This window comes from Thioclava sp. ISO4 (assembly GCF_058105145.1).
Genome location: NZ_CM176571.1, coordinates 1,822,042 through 1,844,973, shown reverse-complemented (window position 1 = coordinate 1,844,973; position 22,932 = coordinate 1,822,042). Strand labels below are relative to the sequence as shown.

General features: G+C 59.7%; 21 protein-coding genes and 1 tRNA gene. 11 read left to right on the top strand and 11 right to left on the bottom strand.

Annotated elements, in window-relative coordinates; all coding sequences use genetic code 11:
- Positions 1-132: 132 nt before the first annotated feature.
- From AC2TZ7_RS09125 to AC2TZ7_RS09105, 5 genes are all read right to left on the bottom strand, one after another.
- A complete protein-coding gene (locus AC2TZ7_RS09125; RefSeq protein WP_489866800.1) occupies positions 133-336 on the bottom strand; it encodes a DUF6525 family protein in 204 nt (67 codons plus the stop codon).
- A gap of 47 nt (positions 337-383) precedes the next feature.
- Complete coding sequence (locus tag AC2TZ7_RS09120; protein WP_489866669.1) at positions 384-1,580, bottom strand: GTP-binding protein; 1,197 nt, start codon at positions 1,578-1,580, stop codon at positions 384-386.
- Between the two features lie 388 nt (positions 1,581-1,968).
- The gene (locus tag AC2TZ7_RS09115; protein ID WP_489866668.1) at positions 1,969-3,189 is read right to left on the bottom strand and encodes an amidase family protein; all 1,221 of its coding nucleotides are present in this window, start codon (positions 3,187-3,189) and stop codon (positions 1,969-1,971) included.
- 175 nt (positions 3,190-3,364) lie between these two features.
- The gene (locus AC2TZ7_RS09110; protein ID WP_489866667.1) at positions 3,365-3,961 is read right to left on the bottom strand and encodes a LysE family translocator; all 597 of its coding nucleotides are present in this window, start codon (positions 3,959-3,961) and stop codon (positions 3,365-3,367) included.
- 229 nt (positions 3,962-4,190) lie between these two features.
- Complete coding sequence (locus tag AC2TZ7_RS09105) at positions 4,191-5,048, bottom strand: LysR family transcriptional regulator (protein ID WP_489866666.1); 858 nt, start codon at positions 5,046-5,048, stop codon at positions 4,191-4,193.
- Positions 5,049-5,134: 86 nt separating this feature from the next.
- On the opposite strand from AC2TZ7_RS09105, the gene AC2TZ7_RS09100 reads away from it, so the two are divergent.
- The 7 genes from AC2TZ7_RS09100 to AC2TZ7_RS09070 all read left to right on the top strand — a co-directional run bounded on the left by AC2TZ7_RS09100 (position 5,135) and on the right by AC2TZ7_RS09070 (position 11,907).
- Positions 5,135-5,515 (top strand): tautomerase family protein, encoded by a 381-nt coding sequence (locus tag AC2TZ7_RS09100; protein ID WP_489866665.1) that lies wholly within the window; start codon positions 5,135-5,137, stop codon positions 5,513-5,515.
- A gap of 608 nt (positions 5,516-6,123) precedes the next feature.
- Positions 6,124-6,897 (top strand): DeoR/GlpR family DNA-binding transcription regulator, encoded by a 774-nt coding sequence (locus AC2TZ7_RS09095; protein WP_489866664.1) that lies wholly within the window; start codon positions 6,124-6,126, stop codon positions 6,895-6,897.
- Entirely contained in the window at positions 6,894-7,952 is a 1,059-nt protein-coding gene (locus tag AC2TZ7_RS09090; protein ID WP_489866663.1) for an ABC transporter ATP-binding protein, read from the top strand. The genes AC2TZ7_RS09095 and AC2TZ7_RS09090 overlap by 4 nt, the downstream gene beginning before the upstream one ends.
- Before the next feature lie 89 nt (positions 7,953-8,041).
- On the top strand, positions 8,042-9,325 hold the full coding sequence (locus AC2TZ7_RS09085) for an ABC transporter substrate-binding protein (RefSeq protein ID WP_489866662.1): 1,284 nt from the start codon (positions 8,042-8,044) through the stop codon (positions 9,323-9,325).
- A gap of 71 nt (positions 9,326-9,396) precedes the next feature.
- Complete coding sequence (locus AC2TZ7_RS09080; RefSeq protein ID WP_489866661.1) at positions 9,397-10,272, top strand: carbohydrate ABC transporter permease; 876 nt, start codon at positions 9,397-9,399, stop codon at positions 10,270-10,272.
- Positions 10,269-11,078: a carbohydrate ABC transporter permease gene (locus tag AC2TZ7_RS09075; RefSeq protein ID WP_489866660.1), complete on the top strand. Its 810-nt coding sequence runs from the start codon at positions 10,269-10,271 to the stop codon at positions 11,076-11,078. Before AC2TZ7_RS09080 ends, AC2TZ7_RS09075 begins: the two co-directional genes overlap by 4 nt.
- Before the next feature lie 10 nt (positions 11,079-11,088).
- Complete coding sequence (locus tag AC2TZ7_RS09070) at positions 11,089-11,907, top strand: sugar phosphate isomerase/epimerase family protein (RefSeq protein ID WP_489866659.1); 819 nt, start codon at positions 11,089-11,091, stop codon at positions 11,905-11,907.
- Positions 11,908-11,938: 31 nt separating this feature from the next.
- Here the strand turns inward: AC2TZ7_RS09070 and AC2TZ7_RS09065 are convergent, their stop codons facing one another.
- The gene (locus AC2TZ7_RS09065; RefSeq protein WP_489866658.1) at positions 11,939-13,414 is read right to left on the bottom strand and encodes a pyruvate kinase; all 1,476 of its coding nucleotides are present in this window, start codon (positions 13,412-13,414) and stop codon (positions 11,939-11,941) included.
- Positions 13,415-13,830: 416 nt separating this feature from the next.
- On the bottom strand, positions 13,831-14,652 hold the full coding sequence (locus AC2TZ7_RS09060) for an SDR family oxidoreductase (RefSeq protein WP_489866657.1): 822 nt from the start codon (positions 14,650-14,652) through the stop codon (positions 13,831-13,833).
- A gap of 37 nt (positions 14,653-14,689) precedes the next feature.
- Here AC2TZ7_RS09060 and AC2TZ7_RS09055 point away from each other — a divergent pair, with 37 nt between their 5' ends.
- Complete coding sequence (locus AC2TZ7_RS09055) at positions 14,690-15,577, top strand: LysR family transcriptional regulator (RefSeq protein WP_152844903.1); 888 nt, start codon at positions 14,690-14,692, stop codon at positions 15,575-15,577.
- Between the two features lie 103 nt (positions 15,578-15,680).
- On the opposite strand, the gene AC2TZ7_RS09050 is transcribed toward AC2TZ7_RS09055, so the two are convergent.
- A complete protein-coding gene (locus tag AC2TZ7_RS09050; protein ID WP_489866656.1) occupies positions 15,681-16,580 on the bottom strand; it encodes a LysR family transcriptional regulator in 900 nt (299 codons plus the stop codon).
- Between the two features lie 116 nt (positions 16,581-16,696).
- On the opposite strand from AC2TZ7_RS09050, the gene AC2TZ7_RS09045 reads away from it, so the two are divergent.
- Together AC2TZ7_RS09045 and AC2TZ7_RS09040 are read left to right on the top strand one after the other, a co-directional pair.
- Entirely contained in the window at positions 16,697-17,560 is an 864-nt protein-coding gene (locus AC2TZ7_RS09045) for an SDR family oxidoreductase (protein ID WP_489866655.1), read from the top strand.
- A 279-nt stretch (positions 17,561-17,839) separates the two neighbouring features.
- Positions 17,840-18,286: a GNAT family N-acetyltransferase gene (locus AC2TZ7_RS09040; protein ID WP_489866654.1), complete on the top strand. Its 447-nt coding sequence runs from the start codon at positions 17,840-17,842 to the stop codon at positions 18,284-18,286.
- Positions 18,287-18,540: 254 nt separating this feature from the next.
- Here AC2TZ7_RS09040 and AC2TZ7_RS09035 read toward each other — a convergent pair whose 3' ends face one another.
- Both AC2TZ7_RS09035 and AC2TZ7_RS09030 read right to left on the bottom strand, forming a co-directional pair.
- Positions 18,541-19,605: a reverse transcriptase family protein gene (locus AC2TZ7_RS09035; RefSeq protein WP_489866653.1), complete on the bottom strand. Its 1,065-nt coding sequence runs from the start codon at positions 19,603-19,605 to the stop codon at positions 18,541-18,543.
- The gene (locus tag AC2TZ7_RS09030; RefSeq protein ID WP_489866652.1) at positions 19,583-19,918 is read right to left on the bottom strand and encodes a helix-turn-helix domain-containing protein; all 336 of its coding nucleotides are present in this window, start codon (positions 19,916-19,918) and stop codon (positions 19,583-19,585) included. Before AC2TZ7_RS09030 ends, AC2TZ7_RS09035 begins: the two co-directional genes overlap by 23 nt.
- Positions 19,919-20,789: 871 nt before the next feature.
- Here AC2TZ7_RS09030 and AC2TZ7_RS09025 point away from each other — a divergent pair.
- Positions 20,790-22,631, top strand: a complete 1,842-nt coding sequence (locus AC2TZ7_RS09025) for a TniQ family protein (protein WP_489866651.1) — start codon at positions 20,790-20,792, stop codon at positions 22,629-22,631.
- 153 nt (positions 22,632-22,784) lie between these two features.
- On the opposite strand, the gene AC2TZ7_RS09020 is transcribed toward AC2TZ7_RS09025, so the two are convergent.
- A tRNA-Ile gene (locus AC2TZ7_RS09020) sits at positions 22,785-22,861 on the bottom strand.
- Between the last annotated feature and the right edge of the window lie 71 nt (positions 22,862-22,932).

Sequence of the window (22,932 nt, the reverse complement as noted above, 5' to 3'; positions counted from 1 at the left end):
TTCGACTAAAACGTCGGTGTGCGGACTTTGCAGCCTTTCGCTGCAGCTGCGCCGTTTCCACCGCAAACGCCGGCAGTCGGTAGGAAGGTCAGCCCATACTGCTCGCCATTGAGAATGGCTGTTTAGCTCTGTTCACTTCGAGGGTATCTCACGCATCCTGTCCCGCGAGAGCATTCTTGCTTCCGTCGCGTCGAGGCGCATGATTGCGGCCTCTTCGCTGCCTGTCTCATGCAGAGCGCGCCTCCATATCCGCGATACCGACGCCGCCGACCAAGGCAGCGCGGCCTGAGTAACCCAGGCGCGTGCCAAGGGCGGCAGTCGGTCATGCGCCTCCATCGGGTTCACCCGGCCACGTCTGCGCAGCCGGGTGACGAGGTTCTTTCTCATGCCGCACGGCCCCATTGCGGAAAGGGATCGACGAGATCAGTCCACGCCTCGGGTGCAAATCGGGTCTCGGGGACGAGACAGCGCTCCAGCATCGTCTCGATTCGGGCGCGGCTCATCTCGCCCAGCATCCCGATGAAGACCATCTCCTGGCGCCGGTCGCCGAATTCCTGCGCCACCCGCGCGGCCATATGCTCCCGTGCGGCTTCGGGCCAATGCTGCTCGGGCACGGCGGACCACCACAGGCCAAGACCTCGCACCTCCATCATCGGACCTGCCATCGAGAATTCCCCCGCCCAATCGGGCCGCGTGGCGAGCCAGAAATGCCCCTTCGCACGGATCACGCCCGGCAGAGGCGTATCGAAGAATTCTGCCAGCTTTGCCGGATCGAAAGGACGCTCGGCGCGGAACACGAAAGAGGTAATGCCGTATTCTGCATCCTCGGGCGTGTGATCGTCATAGCCGTAAAGCTCCTGCACCCAAGTCGGATGGCGATGCGCTTGTTCGAAGGAAAACCGTCCAGTTCCCAGTATCTCGCGCGGGGCCACCTTACCGTAATCGGTCTCGACAATCTTCGCGTCGGCATTGAGCGCGCGAATGATCGCGCGTGCGGTTTCGCGCTCGGTCGCACTGGCCGAGCCGATCTTGTTGAGCACGATCACGTCGGCAAATTCGATCTGCTCGGTGAGCAGTTGCACGAGGCTGCGCTCATCCTCTGGGCCAAGCTCGACTCCGCGATCGGCGAGGAAATCCTCCTCTGAGAAATCGCGCGTGAAGTTCGCGGCATCGACCACCGTGACCATCGTGTCGAGCTTGGCGATATCGTCGAGCGCCTCGCCCTGCTCGTCGCGGAACTCGAAGCTCGCGGCGACGGGCAAGGGCTCCGACACTCCGGTCGATTCAATCAGCAGGTAGTCGAAACGTCCCTCTTCCGCGAGGCGGCGCACCTCGATCAGAAGGTCCTCGCGCAGAGTGCAGCAGATGCATCCATTGGTCATCTCGACGAGCTTCTCCTCGCCACGCGTAAAGCTGCCGCCCGCGCGGATCAGATCGGCGTCGATATTCACCTCGGACATGTCATTGACGATCACCGCGACGCGCAAGCCGTCGCGATTGGCCAGAACGTGATTGAGAAGCGTGGTCTTTCCGGCGCCGAGAAAGCCGGAAAGAACGGTTACGGGAAGACGTTCGGCCATAAGAATCTCCTGTTATGTTATAATATAAGTTATAATGTAACATTCTTGGGGTGCAAGGAGACCTCTACCTGTCGAACCCGATTTTTGGAGGAATTGGCTCCCGTCTCCTTGGCGTCTGGTCGGGCTCTATTGCGCTAACGGATGTCGGTGGAAGTCTCTTCGCTCGGAGCGAATGGTTGCAATTGGCAGGTCCTGACGATGCTCATCTTCTGAGAGGCCACTAACGCAAATGCTGGTCAGCTTTGTGTCGAAGCGAACATATCGGCGGGCCAGCCGCGCTTCCCACGTTTGGCGTGCCACCCATCGTAGCGAACGGCCCATTGCGGGCCTTGACACCACTCGCGGTGTAGGTCCGCGGACGGTTGTAGTGATCAGCTCCGAATAGATCTCAACTGTGCTGCGGCACCAAAAGCTCCGGCAGTGCCCCAAGAAGAGCTTCGTCCTGATAGTGCCCGGCGGCGAAAGAAAGGCCGACCGGGCTACCTTGGACTGTCAGCTGCGGGGCCGAGATCTCGGGAAGACGGGCTACCCCGGAGAACGCCGTGAGGGCCATCGTGGGATCGTAGAACGCCGCCACCGCCTCGAGAGTATTGAACGAGCCTTTTGGTGGTGCGATGGAGGGGGTGGTCGGGAAACAGATGATCGTGCCCGCGGGAAGCGCCGCGTTGATCTGCTCGAAGAGCCGCTCACTTCGCGCCAGGTTTTCCAGCGCTGCGATTCGATCAAAACGGCGCACATTGTCATAGGCCATGGAGAAGGCAAAGCCGAGTTCGGGCCGGGCGACCTCGATCCAGTTACCGACGGTGCTTTGGAATTCCGCCGTCTGGAGATCGCGCAGCGCCTTCAGGTTGCAGACGCTCAAAGGCAGGTCTTCACCAACGAGCTGCGCGAAGCTGATTGGCTCCACGTCGAGGCAGGTGCGCTGTGCTATGTCGTCCAGAGCCGCGCGCACACGTTGCTGCACGGCGGGGGCGGCGAGCTCGACCGCGTCGGTCAGCACCAGCAGGCGGTTCAAGGATGCGACCGGCCGTGTCCCGCTGCGCAGCAAAACACGCGCCACGGCCTCAAGCAGCGGGAGGTTCGCCGCGAGGATACCCACCGTGCTGACGCTCGGCATGAAGGGCAGCACCCCAGCCTCAGAGATGCGGTGTAACGACGGGCGCATGCCCCAGATCCCACACAGGCTCGCCGGAACCCGCACCGAGCCGCCAGAATCCGTGCCAAGCGAGAAATCGGCCAGCCCGTTGGCGACGGAGGCTGCCGAACCGCTCGACGATCCCCCTGGGATTCGATCTGGTGCCTTGGCATTGCGTGGTGTGCCGAAGAACTGGTTTTCGCCATCGAGGCTGTAGGTGAACTCATCCGCGATGGCCTTGCCCACGCAGCGAGCCCCGGCGGCCAGCAGCTGATCGACGCAGAGAGCGTTGTGGACCGGCGCGGGATGGGCATCCCGCCAGGACGGGCTGCCATAAGAGGTGCGATGTCCGGCGATATCGATATTGTCCTTCACCGTGAAGCGCGTGCCGCTCAGAGGACCGTCTTTCAGTGGTGGCAAGTCGAGCCGCTCCACGAGAGCGTTGAACGGGTCGGGAAAAAGGGCCGGAGACATATCTATCCGGTAACATGACACGTCCGCAGAACCAAGCGGCAGCGCTTCATGGACGGCCCGATGCAGTCTTCTGTCATTCGCCGAACGCTGCAGTGCGGCTTCCCTAAAACGGCCATTCGAGTAGGCACATAGAGTCTAGAGCCCGCTGAGCGTTAGCCATGCGGACAACGTGACCCTATGAAAAAATCATCCATACCGCTACGGCCGCCAGAGTCGCCCCAAATATCAGATTGAGTTTTCGAGCGCTGTTCGGCGACCTGAAAAATCCTGCGACGGTATCGCCCAGCAATGTCCATACCAAAAAGGCTAGCAGGTTGTTTATGGTGAACACGGAGGCAATCAGCAAGACAGAGCCCCAGAGGCCCGTAGTCGATGCCTCCAGGAACTGGGAGAACATGAGAGTGATGATTACATAAGCTTTCGGGTTGAGAAGGAGCAGAAGTATGCCATCGATAAGCGTGGCCGGTTTCGCATTCTCAGCTCTGTCCAAAGCGCCTGCTTTGAGCATTTTCCACGCGATCCAAAGGACATACAATGAACCTAGGATCTTCAGGATGGTGAAGAGTTGAGGAAACCTTTCGATCGCAGCGAGGAAGCCGAAGCCGATCGCGACAGTGACGATCCAAGTCGCGACATGATACCCTGCATTGGCCGGTATTGTTGCCAAGAAGCCGAACCGGGCGCCATTCGCTGCGAAGAACATGTTTCCTGGACCCGGGCTGTAGGCCAGAGGAAACAAAAACAAGACTAGTGCGAGAGTTGTCTGAAGCATTTCGATGATCCAATGAAAGGTGAGACATTGGACTACGCGCTGCAATTTCCGAGCCACCCGGTTCTTGCGAGAAAACGCCACTGCGGCAGGTTTGGCCTCGAGGCTTGCATGCGGTAGCGCGGCTTGGATTTGCTGGCATTCTCAACCGTGATTGACGCAACCGGCTCTCACCGGTGAGGATCTGACTTTAGGAAAGAAGGTTGCGCCCCATGGCTCTGTGCTGGGGATCTTAGTCCTGAACTGCACTCCTGAAAGCGGCGGACAAAGCAGTCAACGCCTCGCGCGAGCGGTGATTGCCGTCCCGCGAATGAAGCACCACCGGCAAGCGCGGCAGCTCAGGAAGGCCGAGTCTAGGTCCGACATCCACGGCGCCGAATGGCAGCATGCGGCGAGCCAACGCTGAAACGCCAAGGCCAGCCATTACTGCGGCGGAAACGGCTGTGACTCCCCCGCCAGAAAAAGCTTCGATCCAAGGCACATCGGCCTCGTCAAGCAGTTGCCCCGCCAACAGGCGCACGCCGCAAGGTTCCGGCATCGTTGCAAGAGGTAGGGGCTCGCCTGCGCGAGGGCGCCATTCTGGTGCTGCGAACCAGCCGAATTGTTCTTCTGCAATGACCTTTCCGTCGTCTCGCCCATGGTGCTGACGCACGATGACTGCGTCGCATTCCCGCCGATCAAAGCTGCGCAACAGATCGCCCGAAGATCCGATCCGGATATCTATCAGCAAACGGGGGGCCTGCGCATTCATACGCGCTATCAGCATGGGCAGCTCTGGCCCGGCAACATGATCACTGATGCCGACAATCAGACGCTGACGAGATTCAGAAAACACATTGATCGCGCGCTCATGCGCACTCAGTAGCGCGCGCGCGTGCTCAAGGAACGCCGCCCCTTGCGCCGAAAGCTCGACGTGCCGCGGAGTTCTGTCGATCAAACGGCAGTTCAGGCGATCTTCTAGACGCTTCAGCTTTAAACTTACAGCCGACTGCGTCGTCTGCGAGAGCTCCGCCGCGCGCGTGAAGCTGCCGAGTTCGGCAATGCGCACGAAGGTTTGGATGGAATCCAGATCAAGAGGACGGTCGGTCATTTGAGGCCCATATCACAGCTATTCATAGCCACAAATAAGCGAAATGTCTTAGCATTGCTGCAAACTTCTACCGGAAAGGATACGCGATGCCCCTCGTCACCATCTCACTGCGGGCCGGAAAGCCGGAAAGTTACCGGCAGGCCATCTTCGACGGCATTTATCAAGCCATGCGTGACACGTTCAACGTCCCGGAAGACGACCAGTTCATGACCATTACTGAGCACGACCCAGCGAACTTTCGCTATGGTGCGTCCTATCTCGATATCGAGCGCAGCGCTGATCTGGTGTTCATCACGATCAGCGCGATGAACACCCGCACCGCAGAACAGAAAAAGTGCCTCTATAGCCGGATCGCCGAATATCTCGGGAATGAGCCGGGGATCCGATCAGAAGATGTGTTCGTGAACATAGTTGAGGGTTTGAAAGAAAACTGGTCACTCGGCAATGGCCTCGCACAATACGCCTGAAATTCGATCCGACCGAGAGCCAGCGTGGTCATGGCGCTCCTCGCGTGAATATTGCGAAGCCGATCGGCCACTCTTGAATCAATCTACTTAGAACTCTGAAGTTGCACTGAGGTAAAAATGCATGGAGCAAGCTCAGAGAGAGCGGTTGACCTGCCACGGTTCTTTCATCCAGCAGCGACCGGAGCCCGGTTGGTGTTTACGCCGATCGGCGCAGAGCTTCGAGCCACGCACGAATAGCCTCTCGTGATGCGCCGGACAGTTTGGCGTCATCCAGCTGGGTCAGAACCTCGTCGACCTCTTGCCGCGCCGTTCCGACCGGGCGCGGCGAACGCACGCCGCGCCCGGCTCGCCAGAGGGCAACGATTTTCCCATCACCATCTGTTTCCGCAATGAAGCTAACCAACTGAGGCCTCGTCACTCGTTTCCAACTGAGCCTTGGCTTAGCCGAGAGCTTCAAGCCTTGGCGATAAGTAACCTCAGGTCAAGAAGATCCCACGAGGCCTGTTTGAGCGAATGATCCGTCACCATAGTTTCACACGAATGCAATCGTGGTTTCATTTGAATGGACAAACTGCAGCACGGAACGAAACCCGCCATGCGGATCCGAAATGGAACAAGTGCTCTCAGATCGTCAGAAATCGATTCTCGACCAAGTCCGCACCCGCGGGCAGATCGGCATCGAAGAGCTGTCGAATATCTATGATGTCTCGCCCCAGACGATCCGGCGCGATGTAAACGAGCTCTGCGCGATCGGTGCCCTACGGCGCGTGCATGGGGGCGTGGAGTTGCCTAGCTCCGAGAACCTTCTCTACACCTCGCGGCGCATGATGAACGAGAGCGCCAAGCGGGCAATCGGCACCGTATTCGCCGAGATGATCCCGTCGGGCGCCTCGCTCGCGGTCTCGATCGGCACCACGCCCGAAATCGCGATCCAGTCGTTGAGCGCGCGCTCCGACCTGATGGTGGTGACGAACAATCTCAATATCGCGCTGATCGCCTCGGACCGCGCGGATTGGAGCGTGCGTATCCCCGGCGGCGCGGTGCGCCCGGGCGATCGCGATGTGCTTGGCCCGCAGGTCGAGGCTTTCTTCGCGCGCTATCAGGTCGATTTCGGCGTATTCGGCGTGGGCGGAGTGTCCGAGGATGGCAGCCTGCTCGATTTCACCGAAGAAGAAGTTGCCGCTCGAATGGCGATCCTGCGCAATTGCCGCCGCTCGGTGCTGCTGCTCGATCATACGAAATTCGGCCGCTCCGCCCATGTGCGCGGCGGTCATCTGCGCGATCTGGACGTGGTGATCTGCGATCGAGCGATTCCCGCGCATCACGCAACGGCGCTGACCTCGCGCGGCGCGCAACTGGTCATCGCGGAGGAAATAGCATGAACGGCGGCGCGATCACCCTGAAGGGCATTTCGAAAAGGTGGGACAACACCCTCGCACTCGACGGGATCGACATCGAAGTGCCCGCAGGCAGCTTCACCGCGCTTCTGGGGCCCTCAGGCTGCGGCAAGTCCACGCTTCTGAGGATCGTTTCGGGGCTGGAAGAGGCGAGCAGCGGGCGGGTCGGGATCGCCGGACAGGACGTGACGCAGCGCCCCGCCGACAAACGCGATCTGTCGATGGTGTTCCAGTCCTACGCACTTTTCCCGCATCTTTCGGTGGCCGAGAATATCATCTTCGGGCTGCGCACCCGCCGCGTGCCGAAAGCTCAGCGCACCGAGCGACTGGAAAAGGTGGCGGAGCTCTTGGGCCTCACCGATTACCTCTCGCGAAAGCCCGGCCAGCTCTCGGGGGGGCAACAGCAGCGCGTGGCTCTGGGGCGCGCCGTGATCTCGGAACGCCCGGTCTGCCTGATGGACGAACCGCTCTCGAATCTCGACGCCAAGCTGCGCCACGCGATGCGGGTGGAACTGCGCGCTCTGCAGCAAAGCCTTGGCTTCACGATGCTCTACGTCACCCACGATCAGGTCGAGGCGATCACGATGGCTGATCAGGTCGTGCTGATGAACGGTGGCCGCGTCGAGCAGGTGGCCGATCCCAAGACGCTCTACGAACACCCCGAGACCGTCTTCGCCGCGCGCTTCATCGGCACACCGCCGATGCAGATCCTGCCCGCAGGCGCGCTAGGAGAGATCGGCGCGCGGGCAGAGGCCGCGACGTGGCACAAGCTGCAATTTGGCATCCGCCCCGAGGCCCTGTTCGAGACACCGGAGGGTCCGTTCGAAATGCAGGTGACGGGCGGCGAATATCTTGGTGCCGACGCGCTGGTCTCGGGCCGGATCGGCGGCGCGGAGGCGCTGATGCGGGTGCCCGGGCGTGCCCTGCCCGCCCCCGGCGTCTCACTGCGGCTCGGGCTCGCGCCCGATGATCTTCACTTCTTCGACGCGGAGACTGGACTGCGGGTCACCCCGCCCTCCGGCTTCGTGCCGTTCCCCTGACCGGACAGCCCGGTTCAACCCTGCGGCGCACAAGCGCCGTTCAACAGACCCGGCGCGGCTGCGCCATCTAACAGGAAGGATGACTGACAATGCTTGCCAATTTCCTCAAAGGGTCCGCGGCTGCCGCTGCCCTTTCACTGATCGCAGCGCTCCCCGCGAGCGCGGTGGACCTGCAATTCTACTTCCCCGTCGCCGTCGGCGGTGGTGCAGCGAACACGATCGAAAGTCTGGCCGACCAATACATGAAGGACCATCCGGACGTGAAGATCGACCCGATCTATGCCGGCTCTTATCAGGACACGATCACCAAGGTGATCACCGCCGCGCGCGGCGGCAACGCGCCTCAGATCGCGGTGGCGCTGTCGACTGACATGTTCACGCTGCTCGACGATGACCTGATCCTACCATTCGACGATTACGCCAAGGGCGAGGACGGCAAGCAGTGGATTTCGGGCTTCTACCCGGCCTTCATGGAAAACAGCCAGTTCGACGGCAAGACCTACGGTATCCCGTTCCAGCGTTCGACCCCAGTGCTCTACTGGAACAAGGACGCGTTCAAGGAAGCGGGCCTCGACCCCGAAACACCGCCCGCGACCTGGGCCGACATGGTCGAGATGGGCAAGAAGCTGACCAAGACAGACGCGTCGGGCAACACCACTCAATGGGGCGTGCGCATCCCTTCTTCGGGCTTCCCCTACTGGCTGTTTCAGGGCCTCGTGATCGAGAATGGCGGCAAGCTCGCCAATGCCGAAGGGACCGAGACCTATTTCGACAGCCCCGAGGTGATCGAGGCCGCTAAATACCTCGTGGACCTGTCGACCAAGGACAAGGTGATGGAGCCCGGGATCCTCGACTGGGGTGCGACGCCCAAGGACTTCTTCGAGGGCCGCTCGGCGATGGTCTGGACGACCACCGGCAACCTGACCAACATGCGTGACAACGCGCCCTTCCCCTTCGGCGTGGCGATGCTGCCCGAGAAGGTGCAGCGCGGCGCGCCGACGGGCGGCGGCAACTTCTATCTCTTCAAGGGCAGCTCGGACGAGCAGCTCGAAGCGGCGGTGAAGTTCATCGAATGGATCACCGCCCCCGAGCAATCGGCCATCTGGACCAAGGCCACCGGTTATGTCGCCCCGCGCCCGGCCACCTGGGACACCGAGACCATGAAAGACTATGCCAAGGGCTTCCCGCAGGTCCTCGTGGCGCGTGACCAGCTGCAATACGCTAAGGCGGAGCTGTCCACCCACGAGAACCAGCGCGTGACGCAGTTCCTCAACGATGCGCTTGCCGCCGCGTTCACCGGCCAGAAGCCGGTCGCGGAGGCGCTGAAAGAAGCGCAGGCCAAAGCCGATCAGGTGCTGGCCGCCTATCGCTGATCCCCGATTGGGGAACTCCCGGGGGTGGGCTGTAAACGGGCCCGCCCCAACTCAACCAAGAGAGACCGAGCATGAAGATCAAACGCGACTGGATCTGGGGATGGGCCCTGATCGCGCCGGCACTGGCGCTGATCTTCCTGTTCACGCATATCCCGGCGCTGATGACGCTCTGGGGATCGCTGTTCTCCACCCCGCGCGGGAAGAAACCGTCGCAGTTCGTGGGGCTGGCGAATTACGAGCGACTGATCCACGATCCGACCTTCTGGAAGGTGCTCGGCAATAACGCTATATATGCGCTCGGCACGATCCCTCTCTCAATGGCGCTGGCACTCTCGATGGCGCTGTTGGTCAACCGGCCCTTCAAGGGCCGGGCGCTGGCCCGGATGGCTTATTTCACGCCAACTGTGCTGCCGCTGATCGCGGTGGCCAACATCTGGCTCTTCTTCTACACTCCCGGCTTCGGCCTGATCGATCAGGTGCTGGGGCTCTTCGGTGGCGGGCAAAGCAATTTCCTCGGCAATGCCTCGACGGCTCTCCCCGCGATCATGGTGGTCGCGATCTGGAAAGAGGCCGGGTTCTTCATGATCTTCTACCTCGCAGCCCTGCAGGCGATCCCGCCGCAACTGGCCGAGGCCGCGAAGATCGAGGGCGCGGGCCCGTGGACGATCTTTCGCCGCATCACCCTGCCGCTTCTTATGCCGACGACGCTGTTCGTCTCGATCAACGCGGTGATCAACGCCTTCCGGCTCGTCGATCACATCTTCATCCTCACCGGGGGCGGACCGGACAATGCCTCCTCGCTGCTGCTCTACTACATCTACGAGACCTCGTTCCGGTTCTGGGACACCGCCTATGGCGCGACGCTGAGCGTGGTGCTGCTGGCGCTGATGTGCCTGCTGGCGATCGGGCAGTTCTTCCTCTTCGACCGCAAGGTGCATTACAAATGAGCGCGTTCGACCGATATCTGTGGAATGGTGGCGCAGCGTTTCTGGCCGCGCTCTGGATCGCGCCGCTGCTTTACGCGGTCTGGACGGCGTTTCACCCCTCAGCCTATGAGGCGCATTTCACCCTGACCGCGCCGCTCACACTGGAGAATTTCGTCAAGGCGTGGAACGCAGCCCCCTTCGCGCGCTATTTCTTGAACACCTTCATCCTCGTGACTGGGATCACGGCGGCACAATTCGTGCTGTGCTCTCTCGCGGCCTATGGCTTTGCCCGCTTCTCCTTTCCGGGCCGCGATCTGCTGTTCAGCCTGGTGCTGCTGCAACTGCTGGTGATGCCCGACATCCTGATCGTCGAGAACTACAAGATTATCCACGCGCTAGGTGCCGTCGATACGCTGCAGGCCATCGCCCTGCCCTATATCGCCTCGGGCTTCGGAGTATTCCTGATCCGGCAGGCCTTCATGACGGTCCCGCGTGAGCTCGACGATGCTGCGCGGATCGAAGGCGCGGGCCCGCTGTCAATCCTCTGGCGAGTCTATGTGCCGCTCGCGAAACCCACTTATCTCGCCTTTGGGCTGGTGTCGGTCAGCTATCACTGGAACAATTTTCTCTGGCCGCTGATCGTGACCAACTCGGTCGAGACCCGTCCCGTCACTGTCGGCCTGTCGGTCTTTGCCACGACCGATAGCGGCACCGAATGGTCGGTGATCAATGCGGCCACTCTGATGACTTCGGCGCCCTTGCTGATCGCCTTCCTGCTGTTCCAGCGCCAGTTCGTCCAGAGCTTCATGCGCGCCGGTATCAAATGAGGACTTCCCCATGACCCTTCCGCTTCTGGGCGCAGCCATCCAGCGCCGCGATCTCGACACCCTGCGCGACTGGATCTTCGAACCCGCCCGCGCGATCGAGATCCAAGATTTCGTGATGCCCGAGGTAATCGCGGGCGACCCGACCGATCTCATATCGAGCTACAAGGTTGCGCTCGAGGGCCATCGCGGCCCGCGCGGTATTCACGGACCGTTCTTCGGGCTCGACCTGTCGAACCCCGACAGGGACATCCGCGCGGTGATCCAGCGCCGCCTGCTCAAGGGGCTGGAGATCGCCGAGGCTCTAGGCGGCAGCCATATGGTCGTGCATTCGCCCTTTACCTATTGGCATGTGCTCAACCGCGACAATTATCCGGGCATTGCGGATCAGATGCTCAATGCGATGACCGACTGCCTCGCGCCGGTGCTGGTGCGGGCGGGAGAGATCGGCTGCACCCTGATGCTGGAGAATATCGACGACACCGATCCGTCGGCGCGCGTGCGGGTCGTCAGCGCGATTGCTCACCCGCAGCTGCGCGTCTCGATCGACACCGGGCATGCGGCGCTGGCCCATGGGCGCTACGGCGCGCCGCCCGTGGTGGATTACATCGCGCAGGCCGGGGCTCTGCTTGGCCATGTCCATCTGCAGGACGCCGATGGCTATGCGGACCGCCACTGGCACCCGGGCGAAGGCACGGTCCCGTGGGCTGCGGTCTTCGCCGCTCTAGCGCGCAGCGAAGCAAACCCGAGCCTGATCCTCGAAGTGCGCGACCGGCTCGAACGGCTGCCCGCGACGGTGAAGGCGCTGGAAGAGCGCGGCCTTGCCTGCTGAACCGGTCGCGACTTGAGCGCGCCTTCGGTGCCTACCAGCTCTTCAGGGCACGCAGTTGCGGCGTCTTCTTGTTCATATGCGCAGCCATTCGGCCAAAGAGATGATCGAGCTGGCCGATCGCCTCGAAGAGATACGGCCCTTTGTTGAGCATCACGCATTCCGCCCGCGCGCCCATCGCAGCATCGGTCATCTCGCCACGCGTGGGCACGCCCGTCTTGAGGAAGCTCTCAAGAACCTGCGTGGCCCAGATCACAGGAACCTGCGCCGCCTCGCACAGCCACAGGATTTCCTCCTGGATCTCGGCCAGGCGCGCGAAACCGATCTCGACCGCCAGATCCCCCCGCGCGATCATCACCGCAGCTGGCTGGCGCCCCGCTGCACGCACGAGCATGTCGGGAAGATTGCGCACGGCGCGTTCGGTCTCGATCTTCAAAATGAGGCTGAGCTCGTGCCAGTCATCGGGTCGGATCTCGGCAAGGTAGCTCTGCAAAAGCTCGACATCGCGCAGTTCCTGCACGAAGGAGAACTCGATCCCGTCCGCGTGCTCGGCCGCAAAGCGCAGCGCCTGTTGATCCGCCTCGGTGAGCGCGGGAATATTCAACGCGCAATCGGGGAAGTTCAGACCCTTCTCGGGTTTGAGCTTGTAGTCCTTTTCCAAAGGTGCGGCCTCGGCCTGCAATTGCACGCCCCAGTCTTCCAACGAGATCACCCGGGTCGCGAGCTTGCCGTCATCGACAAAGACCCGCTGCCCGAGCGCAAGCGCCTCGAGCGGTTCCGCCAGGCTGCACTCGATCGCAGGCTGACCTGAGGGAACATGCACGAGACTGCCCGGCCGGCAAAGCGCAAGGCTGTCGCCAAGGCGCACGCGTTTTTGCCCTTTCGCGTCGCGCAGCGTCCCTGTTCGGATTTTCGGACCCGCCAGATCCATCAGGACCTTCATCCTCCGCCCGACTGTTTCGGCCGCGCGATCCACATGGGCGATCATCCGCGCCCAGACCTCCGGACCGTCATGCGCGCAGTTGATCCGCACCGCCTCGACACCCTCGATGGCGAGCCTTTCGCAGAAAGCCGGACCATCCGCCGCGAAGCTCGGCATCGTGACCATCAGACTGACCGGCCCATGCTCAGTGAGCGGGCCGAAAATCCGCCCTGAGCGCGCGGCGATCCGCTCCTGTCCGGCGAAGAAAACCGCTTCGGGAGCGGCGGTGAATTCGGCCCCCTCGATCAGCCCTTCGAGAATGGCAATCACCTGGTCGAGCTCGGGGATCACCTTGCTCTCGACACGGCCCAGCGAGGAGAGGCCAAAGCGCATCAATTTTCGCTGGAGGGGCCGGATATCGTTATGGCGCAGGGCAAGGTAATGGGCGAAATTCTCCGCGCTCGGCATGAAATCCGCGCAGGCGATCCAGTCACGCCACGCTGCGAGACGCAGGGCACCGTCGCGCAAGATCGTCTCGCGCAAATCGACAACCTCGCCCCTCAACTCGACCAAACCATCGTTCCGCATCGACCACTCCGTTTTTTCGCGGAGTATCAAGATTAGGATTCAACTGTGTGACCGAGTGGCGGCTTAAGTTGGCTCGCACCCCTTGACCTGCCACCTCAGATTCATCCAGTCGAGACCGGAGCCTCTTTCGTGTTGCTCTGCCTACGTTTTTTGGACCGTCGGACGTTAGAGTATTCGGCCGTTGTCATGACGGCGGGACGGTCGCCCAGGCGTGGCATCATGGCTCTCCCGGCCCTTAGCTGCCATTGACCAGATGTCCAAGTGCTGCATCGCAGCTTCCCCGAAGCAGACATTGACCCGTTTCATTGCTTTCGCTGAAACTACGCAACGTCGGTTTTTGAGAGCCGCTCAACCAAACCTACAGTTAGGCAGATGCGAAAAAGGCGCTATTCTGTTTCAAGTTTGGGGAACCCTGCTCAAAGCAACCCACCGTTGGCACGCAGTATTTGGCCGTTTATCCAACCGCCATCGGGCCCCGCAAGAAACGCCACTACATTGGCGATGTCTTCTGGCGTGCCAAGACGTTCCAATGGCGGCATCTTTGACATTTTCTGAACGAGGTCTTCAGGCTTTCCATCCAGAAACAGGGCGGTGGCAGTCGGTCCCGGAGCAACTGCGTTCACGGTGATGTTACGACCGCGCATTTCTTTGGCCATGATGCTGGTCATCGTCTCGACCGCCGCTTTGAGCCCCGCATAGACACCATATGTTTCCAGCTTGAGGCCAACAACAGATGTGGACAGGTTGATAATGCGGCCACCGTCCGGCAGGCGGGTTGAAGCTTCGCGTAAGGTGTTGAATGCGCCTTTCAAATTCACCGCAACCTGTGTGTCGAACAGGTCGTCGTCGCTGTCTCCGATCTTGGCCAGTTTCATGATGCCTGCGTTGTTTACCAAGACATCGACCCCCCCGAATTTCGTCTCGGCACAATCGAACAGACGCTTTACGTCAGAGGCGTCTGATACGTCGGCTTTTGCAGACATGGCGCGGCCTCCTTGTGCCTCGATCTTACGCACGACACCGGCTGCGGCGACCTCGCTGCCAGCGTAATTGACGACGACGTCGAACCCTTCGCGCGCGAGGCGTGCCGCGATTGCAGCCCCAATGCCACGAGATGCGCCGGTTACGAGGGCCGTTTTGTGTGTCGGATCGGTCATATTCACGTCCTTGTCTGAGAAAGGCACATTGCCTGTCATGCCCGGAATATAGCCTTGAACTTTCTTTCGAAAATCAGGCATAGTTTGACATCACTATTCGATTAGATCGGACAATATGATGGACCGCCTCGACGCGATGAACGTCTTCACCCGCATTGTAGAGGCGCGTAGCTTCACGCAGGTCGCCAGCGATCTAGGGCTACCACGCTCGACGCTCACAGATGCGATCAAGCGGCTGGAGGATCGTTTGGGGGTCAGCCTGCTCCATCGCACCACACGGGTTGTGCGCCCGACGTTAGACGGGGAAGATTTTTACCGTCGCTGCCTGTCAATTTTGTCAGAAATGGAGGATGCGGAATCTGCCTTCTCGGGCGCTAAGCCGAAAGGCAAGCTGCGTGTCCATGTTCACGGCATTCTTGCACGACATTTTTTATTGCCGACACTACCCGATTTTCTGGCGCGGTTCCCGGACATAGAGATCCAGATCGGCGAAGGGGATCGCCTTGTCGAACTCGTCCGTGAAGGTGTGGATTGCGTGCTGCGCGTGGGCGCGCCTGCCGATAGTGACCTGATCATCCGCAAACTCACGAGCCTGGAAGAAGTGACATGTGCATCGCCCGCCTATCTGGACCGGTTCGGCACTCCGCAAACGCTTGCCGCGCTGGACGGTCACCAGATGGTCGGGTTCAGATCCACCGCAACAGGAACGGTCCTGCCACTGGAGTTTGTTCAGCGAGGCGAGCGAAAGACCGTCACATTGCCAACGCCGGTGACGGTGACGTCTGCGGATACACTTGTCGAATGCGCACGCCTTGGGTTGGGGCTCATCCAGAAGCCCCGCTATTCCAGCGCAGATGATTTGGCATCTGGACGGCTCATAGAAGTGCTTAGCAACACTCCGCCACCATCGTCGCCCGTGTCGATCCTATATCCGCGGGCGCGCCACCAGTCTCCGCGGGTTCGGGCCTTTATCGATTGGGCGGAAAGAGCATTTACGGCCGCTTAAAGGCAAGATGTTATATTCAACCCAATGGGCGAGGAACGCCGACCTGCGCAGCAGTGTCAAACACAATAACGTCGCGACGCCGCACCAGAGGTTGGCGTCGCGCTTAGCTTTCACCCTGACATATCTCGATAAACGCCCGCAACGGAGCGGGGGTGAAGCGATTGGGGTAGTAAAGGCGTGGCCCATCCAGCTCAGATCGCCAGTCTGGCAGAACAGGCACAAGGCGTCCTGCGTCAAAATCATCGCCAAGCCAATTATGGAAGGTGTGTATGACCCCCAACCCTGCTTGCGCATATTTTAAGCCGGTGTTGAGGGCGCCGACGCTAAGAATGAGCGCGTTTTTTGGTTCAACACGCACGGAGCGTTCTTTGTTTTGCAGAACCCAAGGCAGCATCGCGCCATCGTCCAACCGATATCGGATCGCATCATGTGCGGTAAGATCTTCTGGAGTTTGAGGCACCCCGCGCGCCTCAAGGTATTCCGGGGACGCGGCACACACCATCTGCTGTCGACGTGGTCCAATCGGAATTGAAATCATATCTTGCTCAAGCACGCTGCCATAGCGAATGCCCGCATCATAGCCCATGGCCACGATGTCGATCAAACCGCTCTCAACGACGATTTCCACCTCAACATTCGGGTGGCGTGCCCGATAGTGCGCGAGCAGCGATGGCAAGATGTCGGGCATCACCGCGCCCGGCACGTTTAGCTTCAGCCGACCTTGCACCTGCGCCCCAAGCGTTGCCACCTCGTGACACGCAGCCTCCAACGCAGACAACAAAGGGCGCACGCGATCCACCAAGAGCTGCCCCGCATCGGTCAGGTGCAGGCTTCGCGTCGTGCGACGCAAAACAGGTGTGCCAAGTTGCGCTTCAATCCGCGTGACGGTGGCGCTGACATTCGAGGGGGCGATCCCGAGCCTGCGAGACGCGGCACGAAAGCCCCCTTCGCGCAGCACCGTCAGCAAGACAGAGAGATCGTCGGGGGAAACACTGTTCTTCACGCAGAACAACCTATTCTCAATTAAGCGGATTATGCGCCTTCAAAAGAACAGTTATTCCATTGAGCATCAACATCCACTGCGCCTTTGGCGCGCAATATTTGTCGGGAGACTGAAGAATGCTGATCGTCACGGGTGCATCGGGAAAATTGGGTGGTCTTGCGGTGGAGGCGCTCTTGCGCATCGTTCCTGTGGCACAAATCGGGGTCAGTGTCCGCGACCCGAAAAAGCTGGCGTGGCTGGCCGCGCGCGGCGTGCGTGTGCGCCAAGGTGATTACGCAGATGCGGATAGCCTACGTTATGCATGGGAAGGGGCACGCCGGGTTTTGCTTGTGTCATCGAATGCGCGAACCTATGGAGAAGATCCGCTCCAGCACCATGAAACAGCCATAAAGGTTGCAAAAGAGCTTGGCGTTGAACGGATATTTTACACCAGCCAAACCGCCAGCAGCGCGCAATCCCAGTTCCTACCGGCACGCGACCACGCCGCAACCGAAAAGATTCTGGCAGCCTCTGGGCTGGCTTGGACCGCGCTGCGCCATGGCTTTTACGCAGAGAGTGCTGTGGGCATGAACGTGCATGGCTTTGCGAGCGGTCGTTTGGTAGGCCCTGCGGACGGCAAAGTGGCTTGGACGACCCACGACGACCTGGCAGAAGTTGATGCGCGTCTCCTGGCCGGGCAGGAAATATTTGAAGGCGCAACACCACCTCTCACAGGCAGTGAAGCCCTTAATCTTGCTGACCTTGCGCAGATGGCGAGCACATTGACCGAAAAGAAGGTAACTCGCGAGACGATCAGTGAAGAGACACTGCTCCAGAACTTGGAGAACGTGGGCGTGCCTGCCCCCGTTAGAAGCGTCATTCAGGGCTATTATCGCGCCGCAAAAGCAGGGGAGTTTGCCGTCGTAGATCCGACGCTCGCACGCATTCTCGGCCGCGCGCCACGCCTGATGCGAGACGTCTTGGCCCGCGCATTGGCATAAAATCGAACGGCGCTGTTGAGTGCGCACATGGGTGACCCAAGGCGGAACTCTTGCAGGTGCAGCTAACGGCAACTCCCCGCCCGGATCACCGAACCCGTCATGATCGGCCCTGAACGGACATTCGCTGTCTTCGTTGGCGGCGCAGCGCGGCTTCGCCGAAGCGGTCGCTCCGAACCCGGCGCAGCATCCTTCTGGCTCAGATGTCAGTTCCGCGGAATTTGCGTTCATTGAAATGGGGCTCAACGCTACTATAGTCGTCGCCTCCAGAAGGAGCCTCCTATGGAAATTCTGATTCGCCAGGGCACGGAAGCGGACGCCTACGCTGCGGTCGACGCACTCCGTCGATCTATTTCAGAACTGTGTGTTGCCGATTATCGGGACGACCCACAGAGGCTTGCAAGCTGGCTGCGCAACAAGACAGAGACTACTTGGATAGCATGGATCAAACGTCACGACGCGGCGGTGCTAGTGGCGGAAACTGCAGGTGGAATTGCCAGTGTCGGGATGGTGGACCACCTCGGCAACATACTTCTGAACTACGTTCATCCGAAGGCGCGGTTTTGCGGTGTCAGTAAGGTGATGCTTGCGGCGCTTGAAGATGAAGCGCGGGCGCATCATGCGGAACGGTGCCTACTTGAGAGCACCAAAACGGCACGAGCGTTCTACGAACGTTGTGGTTATCTGCCGCTAGAGGGCAGCGCCACCCACTTATGGAAATCGCTTTAACGACTGTCCGCAACGGGCTCGAAGCGGCCATACGGCGTTGCGGCAAGTCTTGCCTGCGACCCGCCCGGCGGTATCGACGCGCTCGGCCCAGAGCCGACGTTCGCCAACCGAAAGCTTGCTGCGCTGCAATTTACGCAGAGCGGACATCCGCAACCTCGCCAGACTTGCACACCAAGTCCACGGCCTGATTTTCTAAGATTCTTCTGATGTTGCAATTGTCATGACGTATGCACCAACCAGCCAGTAACCGCTCGTTAGAAGGGGACTTTAGCAATCTCGTCTTTACGGGCTTCTTGCTCCTCCGGCGTTAGCATGCGCGCACCTGAGCTATCCCTTGCCAGCCGCTGTGTGTTCTGGCGAAATGCTTTTTCCCGCTTTTGGCGGATAGAGTTCATTTCGCTAGAAATCTTCTGTCCACGCTTTGAAGACTTACCAACGACGTGTCGAATACCTCCGAGGTGCGCGAGCAGGCGTGTTGAGGCTGTGTCTATCTCGTCAAGGGTATGGGCAAGTTGAAACTCTTTCCAAAGTTCTTTTGAGCGCAACTCTGTCCGCCGAGGAACCACCAAATTGCTACCAACGACCCCGATACCTGTAATGAAGACCACCTTGTTACCGGTTCGGTATCGGAACTTATGTGATTTCAACCCACTAGATGCAATGATTTGGCGGACCCTGGCGGTGAACGGCCCTGGAATCGAGCTCCCAGAGATCGTGATGTCATCGACCCATATACTGTGGTCCAAATCATATTCTGTGCAGAGGTCAGCAATAGCGTCAAACATCGGCCTGTGCACGAGAGCGGCAAGAACGGGGGTCAACGGCGATCCAAAGCACGCTTGATCATCAGCGGTTGCAACATGAGCGATCAGACCGGCGACGTCGCCCTCCATCCGGAACTGATCAATAAGCGATCTTCGGATCATGCCTAAGGTCGTTGAGGGGTAGAATTGTTTGATATCGAGGGTGAGATATTGCTGAGCGTCCAAGTGAGCGGCAGCGTTGTCACGTTGGGACCGATCCTTGCGTGGGCTCATTAGATAGCTGGGCTGAATAATCTTGTTCAGATGGAATTTTAGTCTCTCGTGGATAGCTCGAAGGTCAGCGACGGGATAGACGAGTTTCCGTATCTTTCCGCCGGACTGGATATCTCGTCGAACAAGGAATTCTTCCTTGAACCGAGGAGTGGCAAACTTTCGTAGATCGTCTCTGGTTTCCTTGACGAGTTCAGCGACATCTCTCTGCGTTGGCTTTTGCGCAAAGGGGGAACGCGTCAGGTCGTAGCGTTCATACGATTTACGAGTTCTTCGTCTTGGCAATGTCGAACTCCGCTGGCTTTAGCTTTTCGAGAAGATCAAGTGCTTTCCGAGCTACGATAAGTCGCCCACGCCGAACTGGGGCTTCGCTTTCGATCTCTTCGGCAAAAAACATAAGCTGGGATTTCCTCACTCCCAATACTTCGCTGTACCGGTTCAGAGTTTCGATAGTGACTGCCTTAGAACCACGTTCGATTTCAGACACCATGGCCTGCGACATGCCAAGCATCTCGGCTAATTCCACTTGCGAATAGCCCCAATAGAGCCGCGCAAGCGTCAGCGCCTCGTTAATCATTGGTTTTTTTGTCTCAGGCATGAGACAGCCCTCGGGCTGTGAAAGGGTCACCGCCGCCAACCCGCAATACCTCCGGGATCACTCCCAGAAGTCCCAGTCCATGCTCAACAAGCGAGCAATTGTGACCAGAGCGGTCCAAACGAACCGCCATTTTGAAGGTTTCTTGCGATGCCGCCGCTGGTGCTGAACGTCTTTCTTTCGCATGTCTTTTACTCCTCGATTCCGGCCCAAAGTGGCCCCCGTAGGAATGAGGAAGCAGATCAGCGGCGTTTGACCCTTTACATGCCGCACCCAACCCCGGATGGGTGCGGCGCGCGGCCAGCCCCCGTGCCGAGACGCAGGTGAGAGACGAAGGCACTAAGCCTTCACAGGGCCTCTGGCCCCAGGACTCGTCGGGTTCTGCATACGAAAGGTTCATCACATCAATCGATATAGAGCCTCCGGGCGCGATGCGCAAGTATGATATCACTTTAAGCAATATAAAATCTCTAAGTCTTGTGGGTCTTGGTTCGAGGCTTGGCAAGAATTAGGATGAGGTCGCATAAGCCCTTGTATGTCAGCCTCGGCATTTCGCTAACTCGCCTAGGAAGTGCTTGCTGAAGGTCCGCTCTGTTAGAGGCGTCATGATTGGTTTGCACCCGCAGCGAACGACTGTTTCCCGCCCCTTTCGACCGCGAGCCCTCCTGAACGGCCGCTCTCCAATAGCCACGGTGCCGCGGGGCCGAGCCAACAGTTTATAAGGCGTTTTTCCGAAGTTCCCCCAGATTAAAAAATCTGATTGGAAGTTGATCCAAAGACGCCCGTTCCTTAAGACCTGACGCACCTTCGCCGAAGAAACAGGATCAGAATGAGGCAACCCAAAACCTGCTTTCAGATGAGCAGCTAACACACCGTGACCGCTCTTCCACTCCGCGTAAAACCTGTTTTGCGCGAGACCCTTCCATCGTTTCTGGCGCGTATGGCCGCAGCAAATGGCCTCACCGCGCGGGATTTTGCGATCGACATGGGGTTCTCGCTACGCAAGGCAATCAATCTCGACCCTGCTGCCACTGATCTCTTGGCCGCCAGGGCCGGGCTTGACGCCGAAGCCCTGGCCGAAATGGTCTCTTGGACTGGCAAGCCAATCGGCGATGTCCGGATGGAATTTCGCGGCGAGGTGTTTGTCTCACGCGCCTTACGCAACCCTCAGATGCGCGGCTGTCCGATCTGCTTGCGTGAGGATGCTGAAGCGCATCGGGGTTCACCTGCGGCGCGCCAAGCGATGCGCGGCGACTGGCAATTGCGCGAGGTGAGCCTGTGCGTGCGCCACCGGCATCCTCTGGTGGAGCTTTGGAGAGAGCAGACCCCGACAAAGCGCTACGACATAGGCCCCCGGCTAGCCGATATTCGCGAGGTGATCAGCGACGGCGATTTTGAGCAGCCCCGCGTGGAGCCATCCCCCTATGATATCTGGCTTGATGCCCGACTGGCGACGGGGCGGGATGAAACGTGGCTGGCAAGCTACTCGCTCTACGCAGGAACGACTTTTTGCCGCCTGCTAGGTGCGGAACTTGTCCGGCATGCAGATCCTTCAAACGTCGGAAACCTGCGCGCCGCGCAAGCTGCAGGCTACGAGGTCGCCCGTCGGGGCGAAGAGGCCGTCCGCACGGCACTGAGGGATCTCGCCGAGCGCGCGACCGGAGCGAAGGTCGAGCCACGCGGGGCTTTCGGCGATCTCTACTCGAAGCTCTCTATTGACTATCTTCACGAGGCAGCTTTTGCACCATTTCGAGACCTCCTTCGCGAACGCATTTTAGAGACATGGCCCTTCGCCGCCGGCGAGGTGGTGCTTGGTCAAGAGCTCCCGCGCCGTCTACTGCATTCGATCGCTTCTGCAGAGCATGAAACAGGCATTTGGGCGACAAGACTTGAGGCAGTTCTGATTGAGGCAGGCGGTCTATCTCCAAAGGATACGCGTCCGACAAATAGGAAAACCTTCGATGCCGAGCGCTATTCACCTCTCCTCGCGGAAATGCCGCACTGGACAGGAGTGCGTGAGCTTCGTAATGCGATGGGCGCAACTCGGAATGAACTGGACGCGCTTATCGCAGATGGTGTCCTCGTGCCAGCGACAACGATGCCAACCGTCAGACGGCGGTGGCGTCGGGAGGACGGGCTAGCTCTTGTGAGTGAGCTCACAGCATTGGTCCAATCGGGCACGGTCTCAAACGATGAATGGGAAACCCTGCAGATGGCCAGCGCGCGCTCCGGTCTCCGGGTCGGTGCGATTATCGGAGCGATCCGAAAAGGAAAGCTTCGTCTTAGGGTCCAGATGGAAGTTGAAGGTTATCACGGGCTGGCTGTCCAAAAGGAGGAAATCGATCTTCTCGCATTTCAAGGGAGCCCCGCCGACGCGCAAGGGTTGATACCGGCGACCGAGTTCAGCCGCACGATCAGCCGGCGTGGCAGGGACAGGTTCATTGCGCTTCTTGAGGCTGGGCATTCGCCCTCGGTCCGCAAGACCGCACCGAAAGATGGGGCATACGTTTTTTACCTGCGTGAGTCTGATATCGAAACTTTTCGAGCGCGCTTTGTGACACTTCCTATGCTGATCGACCGTTTTGGCGAACACCGAAATACCATACTTGCGCGGCTTAGAGAGGCGAAGTTGCGCGCCTTTGCGCCAGAGGGCGAGAGCTACGGTCATATCTATCTGCGCGAAGAAGTGGAACGAGGACTGCAGTGTAAGGTTTAGTGTCTGCCGTCACTCGCATGAGCTGCACCCGCGAGAAATCCATTCATTTCAAAATTTTAGCACAGGATGCGGGCTTTGTAGGAACACCGCCGGAAAGCGGATGGTGTGACTCCCGGAAAAGACATGGTGTGACTGACAACACCGGCGGAAAACTGGTAGGCCCGGCAGGACTTGAACCCGCAACCAAGGCGTTATGAGCGCCCTGCTCTAACCAATTGAGCTACAGGCCCACCATTGCGTATTCCTCTAGTCAGGCCGCACGCGCGCGTCAAGAAAGCGCGCACAGCCTGCCCCTTCGACG

Excerpts from the sequence above, each read along its gene's own strand:
- AC2TZ7_RS09125 (WP_489866800.1), bottom strand. The coding sequence starts at position 336 with ATGGAGGCGCATGACCGACTGCCGCCCTTGGCACGCGCCTGGGTTACT.
- AC2TZ7_RS09120 (WP_489866669.1), bottom strand. The coding sequence starts at position 1,580 with ATGGCCGAACGTCTTCCCGTAACCGTTCTTTCCGGCTTTCTCGGCGCC.
- AC2TZ7_RS09115 (WP_489866668.1), bottom strand. The coding sequence starts at position 3,189 with ATGTCTCCGGCCCTTTTTCCCGACCCGTTCAACGCTCTCGTGGAGCGG.
- AC2TZ7_RS09110 (WP_489866667.1), bottom strand. The coding sequence starts at position 3,961 with ATGCTTCAGACAACTCTCGCACTAGTCTTGTTTTTGTTTCCTCTGGCC.
- AC2TZ7_RS09105 (WP_489866666.1), bottom strand. The coding sequence starts at position 5,048 with ATGACCGACCGTCCTCTTGATCTGGATTCCATCCAAACCTTCGTGCGC.
- AC2TZ7_RS09100 (WP_489866665.1), top strand. The coding sequence starts at position 5,135 with ATGCCCCTCGTCACCATCTCACTGCGGGCCGGAAAGCCGGAAAGTTAC.
- AC2TZ7_RS09095 (WP_489866664.1), top strand. The coding sequence starts at position 6,124 with ATGGAACAAGTGCTCTCAGATCGTCAGAAATCGATTCTCGACCAAGTC.
- AC2TZ7_RS09090 (WP_489866663.1), top strand. The coding sequence starts at position 6,894 with ATGAACGGCGGCGCGATCACCCTGAAGGGCATTTCGAAAAGGTGGGAC.
- AC2TZ7_RS09085 (WP_489866662.1), top strand. The coding sequence starts at position 8,042 with ATGCTTGCCAATTTCCTCAAAGGGTCCGCGGCTGCCGCTGCCCTTTCA.
- AC2TZ7_RS09080 (WP_489866661.1), top strand. The coding sequence starts at position 9,397 with ATGAAGATCAAACGCGACTGGATCTGGGGATGGGCCCTGATCGCGCCG.
- AC2TZ7_RS09075 (WP_489866660.1), top strand. The coding sequence starts at position 10,269 with ATGAGCGCGTTCGACCGATATCTGTGGAATGGTGGCGCAGCGTTTCTG.
- AC2TZ7_RS09070 (WP_489866659.1), top strand. The coding sequence starts at position 11,089 with ATGACCCTTCCGCTTCTGGGCGCAGCCATCCAGCGCCGCGATCTCGAC.
- AC2TZ7_RS09065 (WP_489866658.1), bottom strand. The coding sequence starts at position 13,414 with ATGCGGAACGATGGTTTGGTCGAGTTGAGGGGCGAGGTTGTCGATTTG.
- AC2TZ7_RS09060 (WP_489866657.1), bottom strand. The coding sequence starts at position 14,652 with ATGCCTGATTTTCGAAAGAAAGTTCAAGGCTATATTCCGGGCATGACA.
- AC2TZ7_RS09055 (WP_152844903.1), top strand. The coding sequence starts at position 14,690 with ATGGACCGCCTCGACGCGATGAACGTCTTCACCCGCATTGTAGAGGCG.
- AC2TZ7_RS09045 (WP_489866655.1), top strand. The coding sequence starts at position 16,697 with ATGCTGATCGTCACGGGTGCATCGGGAAAATTGGGTGGTCTTGCGGTG.
- AC2TZ7_RS09040 (WP_489866654.1), top strand. The coding sequence starts at position 17,840 with ATGGAAATTCTGATTCGCCAGGGCACGGAAGCGGACGCCTACGCTGCG.
- AC2TZ7_RS09030 (WP_489866652.1), bottom strand. The coding sequence starts at position 19,918 with ATGCCTGAGACAAAAAAACCAATGATTAACGAGGCGCTGACGCTTGCG.